General features: G+C 42.7%; 11 protein-coding genes. 3 read left to right on the forward strand and 8 right to left on the reverse strand.

The annotated features are described in order from the left end of the window. Nucleotides 1–131 precede the first annotated feature (131 nt). The 3 genes from sdhA to sdhC form a co-directional block, all read right to left on the reverse strand. Nucleotides 132–1,982 carry a succinate dehydrogenase flavoprotein subunit gene (sdhA, locus tag ACMHKH_RS04830; RefSeq protein WP_413519533.1) on the reverse strand — a complete coding sequence of 617 codons (1,851 nt, stop codon included), beginning with the start codon at nt 1,980–1,982 and terminating at the stop codon, nt 132–134. 176 nt (nt 1,983–2,158) lie between these two features. Further along, on the reverse strand, nt 2,159–2,545 hold the full coding sequence (gene sdhD / locus ACMHKH_RS04835) for a succinate dehydrogenase, hydrophobic membrane anchor protein (RefSeq protein ID WP_413519591.1): 387 nt from the start codon (nt 2,543–2,545) through the stop codon (nt 2,159–2,161). Between the two features lie 17 nt (nt 2,546–2,562). After that, the gene (gene sdhC, locus ACMHKH_RS04840) at nt 2,563–2,949 is read right to left on the reverse strand and encodes a succinate dehydrogenase, cytochrome b556 subunit (protein ID WP_413519534.1); all 387 of its coding nucleotides are present in this window, start codon (nt 2,947–2,949) and stop codon (nt 2,563–2,565) included. Nucleotides 2,950–3,989: 1,040 nt separating this feature from the next. Here sdhC and gltA point away from each other — a divergent pair. Beyond that, nucleotides 3,990–5,270 carry a citrate synthase gene (gene gltA, locus ACMHKH_RS04845; RefSeq protein ID WP_413519535.1) on the forward strand — a complete coding sequence of 427 codons (1,281 nt, stop codon included), beginning with the start codon at nt 3,990–3,992 and terminating at the stop codon, nt 5,268–5,270. A gap of 64 nt (nt 5,271–5,334) precedes the next feature. Here gltA and ACMHKH_RS04850 read toward each other — a convergent pair whose 3' ends face one another. Continuing rightward, the gene (locus ACMHKH_RS04850) at nt 5,335–6,306 is read right to left on the reverse strand and encodes a hypothetical protein (protein WP_413519536.1); all 972 of its coding nucleotides are present in this window, start codon (nt 6,304–6,306) and stop codon (nt 5,335–5,337) included. A gap of 80 nt (nt 6,307–6,386) precedes the next feature. Continuing rightward, complete coding sequence (locus ACMHKH_RS04855; RefSeq protein ID WP_413519537.1) at nt 6,387–6,929, reverse strand: type IV secretion protein Rhs; 543 nt, start codon at nt 6,927–6,929, stop codon at nt 6,387–6,389. Between the two features lie 314 nt (nt 6,930–7,243). Between ACMHKH_RS04855 and ACMHKH_RS04860 the strand changes: the two genes are divergently transcribed. Together ACMHKH_RS04860 and ribBA are read left to right on the forward strand one after the other, a co-directional pair. Next, nucleotides 7,244–8,533 (forward strand): replication-associated recombination protein A, encoded by a 1,290-nt coding sequence (locus ACMHKH_RS04860; protein WP_413519538.1) that lies wholly within the window; start codon nt 7,244–7,246, stop codon nt 8,531–8,533. A 391-nt stretch (nt 8,534–8,924) separates the two neighbouring features. Continuing rightward, the gene (ribBA, locus tag ACMHKH_RS04865; RefSeq protein ID WP_413519539.1) at nt 8,925–10,037 is read left to right on the forward strand and encodes a bifunctional 3,4-dihydroxy-2-butanone-4-phosphate synthase/GTP cyclohydrolase II; all 1,113 of its coding nucleotides are present in this window, start codon (nt 8,925–8,927) and stop codon (nt 10,035–10,037) included. A 104-nt stretch (nt 10,038–10,141) separates the two neighbouring features. Here ribBA and ACMHKH_RS04870 read toward each other — a convergent pair whose 3' ends face one another. The 3 genes from ACMHKH_RS04870 to ACMHKH_RS04880 all read right to left on the reverse strand — a co-directional run bounded on the left by ACMHKH_RS04870 (nt 10,142) and on the right by ACMHKH_RS04880 (nt 12,669). After that, nucleotides 10,142–10,627: an acyl-CoA thioesterase gene (locus ACMHKH_RS04870; RefSeq protein WP_413519540.1), complete on the reverse strand. Its 486-nt coding sequence runs from the start codon at nt 10,625–10,627 to the stop codon at nt 10,142–10,144. A 76-nt stretch (nt 10,628–10,703) separates the two neighbouring features. Then, nucleotides 10,704–11,648, reverse strand: coding sequence for a hypothetical protein (locus ACMHKH_RS04875; RefSeq protein WP_413519541.1), 945 nt, complete (start codon nt 11,646–11,648; stop codon nt 10,704–10,706). A 52-nt stretch (nt 11,649–11,700) separates the two neighbouring features. Then, on the reverse strand, nt 11,701–12,669 hold the full coding sequence (locus ACMHKH_RS04880) for a uroporphyrinogen-III synthase (protein ID WP_413519542.1): 969 nt from the start codon (nt 12,667–12,669) through the stop codon (nt 11,701–11,703). Nucleotides 12,670–12,771 lie beyond the last annotated feature (102 nt).

Here is a 12,771-nt window from a genome sequence, read left to right on the forward strand (position 1 = left end):
CTAATACTTATAAATTTTAGCGCTGATATCAGCTTGTAGCTGGCGGTCACCTTTTTAATAAATTAATAAGGGATAAAACGTTGGTGCTGTTTTCATATATCAGATATAAATCAGTCGCGCGCAATCTAAAATTAATAGACGCGAACCTTTGGCTCGATATAATCGACCGTCAGTGGAATTTTGCGAACGGGTTTATAAATAACTTTGTTGCCTTCAGAATACCATAAGGTATGCTTCATCCAATCGTTATCGTTACGGCCGTTTGGTGCGTACTCATCATCTTCAGGACGATCATAATCAGAAACACTGTGAGCGCCGCGACTTTCATGACGCTGGGCTGCTGATATCATCGTCGCTTTTGCTACTTCATAAAGATTGCCCACTTCAAAGGCTTCAATACGAGCGGTGTTAAAGACTTGTGATTTATCAGCCAAATGGATTTGATCAATCTTCTCACCTAGCGCTAAAATTTTTGCAACGCCTTCGTCCATCATCGCTTGCGTACGGAATACACTCGCATGCGTTTGCATAGTTGCACGAATCTCATCGGCGACATCTTGCGCATTGTAGCCTGAGGTTGACTGTTGCAGCTTATCTAAACGACCGACCGTATAGTCAAGGACGCGAGGATCCAGTGGCTTATAGTTGTGGTCAGCATGATGGAACTCATCAACGATATGCTTGCCTGCCGCGCGACCAAATACCAATAAATCAAGTAACGAGTTAGTACCTAGACGGTTGGCACCGTGGACACTAACACAGGCACATTCACCAATAGCATAAAGGCCTTTAACCACATTACCTTTTTGATATAGACCCTCTTCATCAGCACCAGCTTCTAAATCAGGTACAATCACTTGACCATGAATCGTGGTTGGAATACCACCCATCATATAGTGAATGGTTGGAATAACAGGAATAGGCTCTTTCGTGATATCAACGTTAGCAAAGTTTTTACCAATCTCGAATACTGAAGGCAAACGTTTCATGATGGTTTCAACACCCAAATGGGTCATATCCATTACGATATGGTCAGCATTTGGACCACAACCACGACCTTCTTTGATTTCTTGATCCATAGAACGAGAAACCAAGTCACGCGGTGCCAAGTCTTTAACCGTTGGCGCATAACGCTCCATGAAAGCTTCGCCATCTTTATTACGTAAGATTGCGCCTTCACCACGACAACCTTCGGTCAATAGTACGCCTGCACCATGAACGCCGGTTGGGTGGAACTGCCAAAACTCCATATCTTGTAATGGAATACCTGCACGCACCGCCATGCCAATACCGTCGCCAGTATTGATATAAGCGTTAGTAGATGCCGCAAAGATACGACCTGCACCGCCCGTTGCCAATACAGTGATTGGTGACTGGAATACAGCAACCGTGCCTGTTTCTTGCTCAATCGCGATCACACCATTGATATTACCGGCGTCATCTTTGATCAAATCAAGCGCAATCCACTCGATAAAGAACTCAGTGCCTTGCTGTAGATTTTTTTGATATAGCGTATGTAGTAGCGCATGACCGGTACGGTCAGCAGCAGCACACGCACGTTGTACGGCTTTTTCGCCATAGTTTGAAGTATGACCACCGAATGGACGCTGATAAATCGTACCGTCTTCATTACGGTCAAACGGCATGCCCATATGCTCAAGCTCATAAACGACTTTTGGCGCTTCACGGCACATATATTCAATCGCGTCTTGGTCGCCCAACCAGTCTGACCCTTTCACGGTGTCATAAAAGTGGAAATGCCAGTTATCGTTGCTCATGTTACCGAGACTTGCACCAATACCGCCTTGCGCTGCAACTGTATGCGAGCGGGTTGGGAATACTTTGGTCAATACTGCCACCTTCATGCCAGCTTCAGCTAAGTGCAATGATGCACGCATACCTGAACCACCACCACCAACGATGACGGCGTCATAGTTTAGGGTTTTGATATTGCTAATGGTATTGTCTTGTCTAGTTGCCATTACGGTTTTCCTAATGCCTGTTAATACTTGCGAAGTAAATACAAAGACGGCTTAATCAGTCATGCAACCTGAGCTGAATCATAGATTCAAAGCACGGATTACATAATAAAAAGCTACAAACTGGATGTTTAAGCTGCCTTCAGCCACTTACTAAAATGTGCAAATCTATCTGAGCGTTAAACAGCAACGATACCGAAGCCGTTACCCCAAAAAATCATGATGCCCCAGAATAAAAATACTAAAACGGCAATAATCATTAATGTCTGTAAGACCAAACGTAGACCCGCTGCGCTTGAGCCCAATTTACCAGTGGTAATATAGTCAGTAAATACTGTCCACATCCCAACCCAAGCGTGACCTGCCAGCGCCAGTACGGCTATTAAGCTGAATAAACGCATCGGCAAGCTGGTCATAAAGCTTGACCATTCCACGTAGCTAACATCACCATGGGTCAAAAAGAAGCCCAATAGCACCACACTGTAAACTGCTAACACCAGAGCACTGATACGTTGGACAATCCAATCGCGTGAGCCTGAACCGGTTAAACTGGTTGCACTTTTGATTGATGAATCATTTTTCATTAGAACATCACCCATATAAATGACGCGACAATTAAGATCGCTGCAATGACAAAGCTAATCATAGAAGCGGCACGGCCGGATTTTAGCTCCTCATTCATGCCCATATCAGCAAATAAATGCTTGATACCCATCACAAAGTGATACGCGATGGAAGCGACAAAAATCCATGCCAAAAAGCGTACTAGGACATTGTCAAAGACGGTTTCAAAACTCTCAGGCGACGCCAAAGAATTCTGCAATAACCACAGCATGACAGGGATAAGTAAAAATAAAATAATGCCAGAGATACGATGCAAGATCGAAGCGATTGCAATCGGTGAGCGGTTCACGCTAATCACTTGGCTTAAGGGCAGATCGATAGGTCGGTTGCTTTTCACAGCGGGCATCCTTTTTGCGGTTATGTCCGGTAGTTACTTATGATTTAGCAATCGTCTGCCAAATGCACTGAGTACCACACAAGACGAATAAAGTAAGGAAGGGCTAGCTGACGTCGTTTAATTTGCGCTAAATCTGACAGGCAGCAATGAGTGACACAGTCTTGATTATCTTTATGACCTTTATAGCACTCAGTCATCGCTCATTGAACCAATACACCCTTTCAACAACAAGCTATCTATATATTATAGACTCTAAAACCAAACAGAGGATACATCGATTAACTATTCTATTTTTACTGTTGCCATTAACAAAAAAAGATAACGCCATAGGGTCATCTCCTTATTATCCTTTTTGTTAAGGTAAACTTCACTGTCAGCTGTTTAAAAATAGAACAATTAACAAAAATATTCAAGCAATATGCTCAGTTTCGATCTATAAAGGCTTGTTCAATCGTAACAAAGTATGATTAGAACAAAGCTTATTAGCTACTTGGTTAAGACATACCATCGATTTGCGCAAAGATAGTCCTAGTTACATCCTTGTAATTATAAAATGACTGGCCTCTAATTACAAATTTATCCCCTAAATAGTGGTTATTGGAAAGTCATTAACAAAAAACTGGCTATTTGCAACATGGATTCATTAATATTAATGAGGATTGATAGGCTATATACGCAAATGAATCTTTCAGCTAATGATGCGCTGTCTGTTCCATGGTCGATAGTAGAATATATTTCCACCTATATTCTAGGTTAGCAATGCCCATTTATCATCATGTTAATGATAATCATTACATTACGATGGTTAAGACGGTTTACAGTCAAATTACCTATTAGACATATTTTGATACAAAGTTTACAGACGATAACCACTATATAAGGCACGTCTATTAGAGAACCAACTGCTAAAAGTCTTTTCAAAACCTAAGTAATAGCTGCTAATATAGCCTGCATATTAAATGGGTTAAATTGATTTTGACCATTTATGGCGCGAAGGTATGCGTCTCTACAATTTTATTCTAACAAGTTAAAACAATGGAGATTAAATTATGGCTGATAATCAAGCCACATTAACCGTAGATGGTAAGGATTACCAACTTCCTATTACTGAAGGTACGCTAGGTCCATCAGTTATCGATGTTTCGGCTTTCCAAAAAGCTGGCTATTGGACTTACGATCCAGGTTTTATGGTAACAGCGCCTGTTGAATCAAAGATTACTTTTATTGATGGTGGTAAAGGCGAGCTATTACATCGCGGCTACCCTATCGATCAGCTAGCAAACAATGCAGAATATTTAGAAGTCGCTTATGCGCTGATTCATGGTGACTTGCCTAATGCTGAGCAAAAAGCCGATTTCTTTGAAAAAATCCGTAAGCATACTGGTGTTCATGACCAATTGCGTAAATTCTTTGAAGGCTTTCGCCGTGACGCTCACCCAATGGCAATCATGGTTGGTGTCGTTGGTGCTTTATCAGCGTTTTATCATGAAAACCTAGACGTCAGCAATGAAGAGCATCGTGAAATTACGGCGATTCGCCTAATTGCTAAAATGCCAACGCTTGCTGCCATGAGTTATAAATACTCACAAGGCGAACCGTTCATGTATCCGCGTAATGACTTCAATTATGCTGAAAACTTCTTATATATGATGTTTGCAACGCCTGCTGATGTTGATTATAAAACTAATGACGTCATCACTCGTGCCATGGACAAAATCTTTACTTTGCATGCTGACCATGAGCAAAACGCCTCAACGTCTACGGTACGCCTAGCAGGTTCTACTGGTGCAAACCCTTACGCTTGTATCGCTGCTGGTATTGCTGCGCTATGGGGTCCATCACATGGTGGCGCGAACGAAGCTGTGCTTGAGATGCTAGATGAAATCGGTTCAGTTGAAAACGTGCCCGAATTCATGGAAAAAGTGAAGAGCCGTGAAGTAAAACTAATGGGCTTTGGTCATCGGGTTTACAAAAACTTTGACCCACGCGCGCAAGTACTGAAAAAGACTTGTGACGAAGTACTACAAGCGCTAGGTATTGACGATCCTAAGCTTAAGCTTGCGATGGAGCTTGAGAAAATTGCTTTAGAAGATCCGTTCTTCATTGAGCGCAACCTGTATCCAAACGTTGACTTTTACTCTGGCATTATCTTGAAAGCCATTGGTATCCCAACGTCAATGTTTACTGTTATCTTCTCATTGGCACGTACTTCTGGATGGATCAGCCATTGGCTTGAGATGCACAGTGCACCGTTTAAAATCGGTCGTCCACGTCAGTTATATACTGGTGAGACAAAACGTGAATTCATTAAAGTTGAAGATCGTAAATAGTTTTTAATAATGCATAAAAAAATCTCGCCATGTGCGAGATTTTTTTATGGCTAGAATTAACGAATTATTTAAACTCTTTTAGCGTTTGCTCATATTTAGCGATTTGCTCGTCATAACCTTTGATGGTCTCGTTAAATTTTTCCATCAACATCTCAAATTCTTGCTGTTGATTCTGTTTCATTTGCTGCATATCTAATACTTGTTGGGCTTCTATCTGCTCCCACACTTGATGTTGAATAACTAAGCGTGCCAATGCAGGACTTTTGGCGCTGAGTCTACCTGCGATTTCGGCATCTTCAAAAAGCTGTGGTACTAAAGTTGCGATATTAATCAAAGTATCAATATCTTCTGCACTTAACGGCATGGTCACTGGCTGATAAAGGGCTTCCATCGCCTGGTCATAGCGCTCTACGATTTGCTCTTTAGTCAATATGACAGGCTTACGCGGCTCTAAGCTGATACGTTTTAATACTGTTAAGTCGCGCTTACCGACTTCAGTATTGGTGTTAATTTCAGCGTCTACATCAGCATTGATTTCAGCAGGTTCGCCATTTGCTACATTCTTTGTAGCTGCTGCCGTAGCCACTGTAGAAGCTTGGTTGCTGTTATTTGGCTGATTAACATTAGCTTCAATAGTATCAGATTTATTAACATCAGAATCAGCCCCATCAAGCAGTAAAGAGTTGACACTGTCTGAGCTATCAGCAGCTTGTAGTGAATCGTATTCTGCTTGCAAGCGTCCCTGTAAGCCTTGGTACTGGGCGACATATAAAGGCTGAAACTGTTCTATAAGTGCCGCAGCCGAGTCACTCTGCGCCATAGGTTCACTGTCTTCAGCACGCGTCTGCTCACTAGTTTTGGTTTTATCTGCCACATTTTCATCATCGGCGACTTGCTGCTGACAACCGCTCAATAATAAAATGCTCGCCAATGCCGTCGCAAGCAATGTTTTTGATTGCTGTGAGTATCCGCTGCCTTTATTGATTAGGTCAGTATCAGCGCCACTATCCAGCTTGGTTGGTAAAAATTTAAACATCTAAATTTGTGTCCTGTGTTAAAAACAAAATATCACATGGTTTTAGAGAAACTAAACGTTAGTATCAATCACGGTAGCTATTAGATCTCAGCGGTAACATCATTTTCATCAATTGATTGCACTGCTAAAAAAGGAATACAACGTGCCAAATCCTGACAGTCCTGTCCACGTTGACGACGTATAAAATAGTCTTGTACCATGCGCGCTTGCTGCTCAATGCCGTAGTTAAGAAAAGGCTTATTAGTCTTTAGTACATATTCATAGCGACGATTAATCAGCGCGCCGCGTACTACTTTTAAGCCTTGTTGCAACTGCCAAACGTGGGTCAGTTCGTGCATCAGCCAACTTTGCTTGCCCAAGGGTGCTTGACTAAAATCCTCTATCCAATCTGCCGGATGAAAATAAATAGAGCCATTAGGGCTGACGGCATAATGCTTAAGTACCCACCAAGCGGTTTTAAGCTGAATGTCATCAAGTTTGAGGCTATCGCCGAAGACCGAGCGTGCCAGCTTAATTTCACCGTCAGTAAGGTAGCGCATTTTTCTTTTAGTCGCTTTGGCAGTTACTGAGTGAGCAGATAACGAATTACGCTTCAATAGCTGCTTAAAAATCGACTGCAACATTCTTACTGTCATCCCTTATAAGTGAGATATTATCTTTGTAGATTAAGTTAACGCCTTAATAGGGATAAAACACTGATAAATAAAGTATTAAAGACAGAAGCTGTACATTTAGCTGACTTTTATTAACGTAAATTTGGGTTAGCCTAACTTTTATAGTGTTTTTAGCTTTTATGCATAGTAAAGATTGAAGTATAAAGTCACCATTCGATGCTGTCATTCATGAATAACTGCTTAAATTTATAATAAAAGCTATTCGATAATAAAAATCCTTAAATAATAAAAGCCCTTAAACAATAGAACGAATAGAGAATTTTATGCCACCTAATTTTCATGCTGATACCCCTCTCGCCCAACGGATGCGCCCTGCTACCCTTGACGCTATTATTGGTCAAGAGCACTTGTTAGCAGCAGGTGCGCCGTTACGACGCTTGGTTGAGCAAGGACATCTGCCGTCTATTATTTTGCATGGGGAAGCAGGCATTGGCAAAACAACCATTGCTATGTTGCTCGCCGATGCCGTCGGACGACCCTTCCATGCGCTATCTGCCTTAAATACTGGCGTTAAGCAGTTACGTGAAGTGTTAGATAGTAAGGATTCATTGAGTTTTGAATCGCCAGTAGTTTTTATTGATGAGATTCATCGCTTTAATAAAGCCCAGCAAGATGCGCTACTCGGCGCCGTAGAGTCTGGTGATATTACCTTGATTGGTGCAACGACCGAAAATCCCTCTTTTAGCGTTAATAACGCTCTCCTTTCACGTTGCCAAGTCTATCGTTTAGAACCGCTAACACCTGAGCAAATTAGTGCTGTATTAAAACGTGCGCTTTTAGAAGATAAGGTACTAATAAATCTAACAGTCGAGTTGCAAGCACAGCAAACCATTAGCCAATTGTCACATGGTGATGCAAGAAAAGCCCTTAACTTGTTAGAGCTTGCCATTCAGACGGCTGATAGCAAACAATCACCACTCATCATCGATGATGCTTTGGTCGCTCGTGTCGCCCAGACGGCACTGGTACGCTATGATAAAGATGGCGAGCAGCATTATGATATGGTATCAGCTATGATAAAGTCGGTGCGCGGCTCAGATCCAGATGCGGCGCTATACTGGATGGCGCGGATGCTCGTTGGTGGCGAGCCTGCCGATTTTATTGCGCGGCGTTTGGTGATTTTGGCTAGCGAAGATATCGGTAATGCCAACCCCAATGCCTTACTGCTCGCGGATGCAGCATTGCGTAGTGTGCAATCCATCGGCATGCCAGAATCGCGTATTATTTTAGGGCAAGTCGTGGTATATCTAGCAACCAGCGCCAAGAGTAACAGCACTTATAACGCTATCAATGCCGCGATGAGCTTAGCAGAAAAAGATGCCTCATCAGTGCCGCTACATCTGCGTAATGGCGTAACCAAATTGATGCGTACTCAAGGCTACGGACAAGATTATGTTTATCCGCACGATTATCCCAACCATTATTATGCGCAAAGCTATTTACCGGATAATTTAATAGGTACGCGCTTTTACGAGTTTGCGGACAATCAGCGTGAACAGCACAGCAAACAATTTATGGCATGGTTAAAAAGCCAAGCGGCTAGTAATGACTGATATATTTTGAACTGCTTTTCAAACTATCGATAACAAGCGACGAAAGTAAGCCCAGTTATCTACCATTTCTATTACCCATCTTTTACCTTTCAAAATTGCATGCTATAGCCATCATTAATAATACTTATCACTATTTTTGACCGGCTAGTTGATATATTAAGAAGATGAAACAGCACGTTGGGATGAAAAGCGTTAAAATGTCCTCATAATGATATAGACAAGCCAATTGAGCAGGTCATTTTTATAGCATATTACTGTTATCAAGATTTTACCGAGGCACACTTTGCTTTATGGTAACTGTGCTTTGGGCAATCTACTGCTACAATAGGCAGATAATAATTTATATCTCCAATCAAACCTATTTATACATAATAAAATATTGAGATTTGCTATGAGTTTAAATACGATTCCTGAGATTATCGAAGACATTCGTGCAGGTAAAATGGTCATTTTGATGGATGATGAAGATCGCGAAAACGAAGGCGATATTATCATGGCAGCGACGCATGTACGCCCTGACGACATCAACTTTATGATTACCCATGCTCGTGGCTTGGTGTGTCTAACCTTGTCGCAAGCACGTTGTGAGCAATTGGCACTACCATTGATGTCTGATCGCAATGAAGCGAAATTTAGCACCAACTTTACGGTTTCTATTGAAGCGGCTGAAGGCGTGACTACAGGCATCTCAGCTGCTGACCGCGCGCGTACCATTCAAGCAGCGGTTGCAGCAGCTGCAAAACCAGAAGACATCGTACAGCCTGGGCATATTTTCCCAATCATGGCACAAAACGGTGGCGTATTGCACCGTGCAGGGCATACCGAAGCGGGTTGTGACTTGGCAAGATTGGCTGGACTTGAGCCAGCTGCGGTAATTGTTGAGATTATCAATGCCGATGGCACCATGGCACGCCGTGATGACCTTGAAATATTTGCCAAAGAGCATAATCTAAAAATTGGTACGATTGCAGATTTGATCAACTACCGCATTGCCAATGAGCAAACCGTTGAAGAGGTTGCATCGCATCCGTTTGAAACTGAATACGGTACCTTTACCTTACATCGCTTCCGTGAGTTTGGTGCTACTGAAACCCATTTAGCCTTGGTAAAAGGTGATGTCAGTCAAGGTGTTAGCACCGTTCGCGTCCATGGTTTCCACCCACTACGCGATTTGTTTGCTGCCAAAAACGACACCACTGGTCGTAGCGGCTGGAGCGTGCAATCTGCCCTAAAAGAAATCAATGCATCGGAGCGCGGTGTCTTGGTATGGATTGGCAATCATGAGCCAACTGACTTGGGTGATGCCTTGGATAAAGCGGCTTCCAATGAAGCGCTGTCTACTATTACTCAACAACCATATCGCAGCATTGGTGTGGGCGCACAGATACTGCGTCATCTAGGCGTACGTGATATGCGTTTATTATCATCACCGATGAAGTTTTATGCATTGTCAGGTTTTGATTTGAATGTGGTTGATTTTATCCATGCACCAAAGCAAGATTAATATACTTAATTAATAGAAACTTATGATCAATAAAAAGGGCGCATCAACTGAGGTTGGTTCGCCTTTTTAGTATTTGCTTAATATGCCGTCGTAAAATATCCTACTTATACTTGTGGAATATGACCAAATGTCGCCTCTAATGCCAAAAGTCGCTCGCGCTCTTCAGTTGTCCACGGTAATTTATCTTTTCCGTCGCTGTCTAAACGGACAATGACTGCGTCTGCCGTGGCGACAATTACTTCTTGGGCGCAGCTATAATAGCTATACTCGATTACTATGCTGGTATTACCCAAACGCTGACAGCGTACACCTAATAACAAGGTATCTGGGTACGTTACTGGGCACAGATACTGACAGCTTGATTGTGCCAATACCGTGACCATACTGCCATCGAACATACCAAGTGCTTGCAAATAGCCAATACGCGCCGACTCCGCATAGCGATAATACACCACATTATTTAAATGGTTAAAGGCATCCATCTCACCCCAATGAATAGGCTGATGATGAATAATAGGATAATGAGATAGCTCGTCAGGACGATGATTATCCAAAGTATTGGCTAAAGATGTTTGATGAAGAATTTCCATAACTGTCTATCTCTTATTTTTTGATTGTTCTCTAAAACGATAATCCTTTAAAACAACAGCGTAAACCAGTAAATCATTAACGTCGCGGCTTATTCAAAATCTGCGAGGTTAATAACGGCGACGCTGTTGGTGCGTTGGCAATCAAGCGATCTAAACCCTCTATTACTTCTGCAATACTCTTAGGAGAGGATTTGGCTGATAAGGAATTGTCCTCAGTAACGGGTTTGCTATCGTCAATAGGCTGTCCTAATTTTTTAGGGACAAGCGTTTGTAGCTGCTTGCCTGCTTCGTTTAAATACGTCACCAGCTGTTCACGGTCATGCATATTGCTTGCCTGACTCGCTAAGTTTAAGGTCATAATGACTTCATGAATCGTGAGTTGCTTGCGCGTTAAATTACTATTATTAGTGGATGTATTCTTTTGTGAGGTATCAGCATTAGCGCCTATATCAACATAAACAGCGCGCTCATGACGGTATAGAAAATCCTGAATATTTTGAATGGCAAGGTTTTGTAGTTGCCAAGGACTTGGCTGAGCGCTCCTTGCCTGTAAACGCTCGATATCTTTTACCAAACTTTGCTTAATGACGACCGTGAGCGCAGGCGCAATCTCATTACTGCTTTGTGATAGCTGCCAATGTAATCCTTGCAATAGATCAATGGCAGCGCTGTTATTGCTGTCTGCCAATAGTCTGTCTGCTGCTTGTACCTGAATGCGTAATAGATCCAGCTGGTTTTGCGCTTGGCTACTAGCAGCAGTTCTAGGCGTAGGCACTGCCTGTTGACTCACAGCAAATAAGCGGTCATCCATCTCATTGAGACGGCTGACCACTTGCTCATTGCTTTGCAAACGCTCATTAACCGTATGCTCAAAACGCTGCTGACTGATATAAAGCCATAGCAAAGCCGCTATCAGCAGTAAAATAACCACCCATTGCAAGCGTATCAAAAACATATTTGCTTGCCGGCGCTGCTGTAAAGCAGACGGGTCTTTCGGTAACGAGTCAGAGTTCATTGGCATAAGGCCACACCGTTCATGATTGATAAGATTAAGCGTCTTACATTTTTAAATATTATAAGCAGGCGGTATCAATAACACTAAGAATGGTCTGCGGTGCTAAATTCTCCACCCGCCAATAGCTTAGCTGCTGCTCAGCGACCATATTAGCTAGGCGCTCACCCAATACCACATAAGCAAAGTCTGATAGCTTAAGTGCTTTATTAACTGACAGCGCTTGATTTTCTGCACCTAAATTTGATACTTGAGTAGCCTCAACGATACCTTGCCAGTGCTCAAAGGCGGTACCACTACTCACAATAACAATAGGTTTTTCTGGCTGTGATGCCGTTATACCATCTATCTCATTCTGACTATTAAAACCTTGCAACCAATGCTGATACTGGGCGATAGCACCCACAGGCATCTTGCGCTCATACCACGCAATACTATCAATATACACACCGCGTGCTTGCAAGGTATCGACTAGCAATCGTCGTCCCCCAAGACCGCGCCATACCAACAGCTTATCCCCTGCTTGCAAGCCTTCAATCTCAGGCATTGCTAGCATTCCTTCATTGTTGGCTATGGTAGGCTGTCGCACTTGATAGCTAGCAGCTGGTAGCTTTACATCTTTTAGCACCGCAGCAGTCGCTTCACCGACGGCGATAATATGACTTGGTGCTGTTAAAATACTAACACTGTCATGCGTATCGCTAATAGCGACATCCAACGCTTGGCGCTCATTTTCAAACGCTTGCCAAATAGCCAAACCTGACGCTGCTGCCGTTGGGCTAACGATAACGAGCGCTTGATACTCGCCCGCTAGCCATTGGCGTATCAGCCGCATATCATTATCGCTAGTCGCACGCGCTTCTAATGCTAGCATTGGTATATCTACGACTGTGAGACCTGCCTCTTGCAAATGTTGCGTAAGCGGCGCTGCTCGCTCTACTGGGCGTGTATTGATGACAGTTCTTGCTAGTGATAACGGCTTATCATTTGACTGATTGCAATCAGTCGACTTAGATGAGTACCCAGACATAAACATACCGTAAAAAAGCGAATATAATAAAGTTAAATGTAAAATTATCTATATAACGATGCCTTTACATTTAAGGTAATAACAAGCGTTAAATAGTATTAA

Origin of the sequence: Psychrobacter glacincola (genome assembly GCF_965118485.1) — a bacterium.
GTDB classification, from domain to species: Bacteria; Pseudomonadota; Gammaproteobacteria; order Pseudomonadales; family Moraxellaceae; genus Psychrobacter; species Psychrobacter glacincola_D.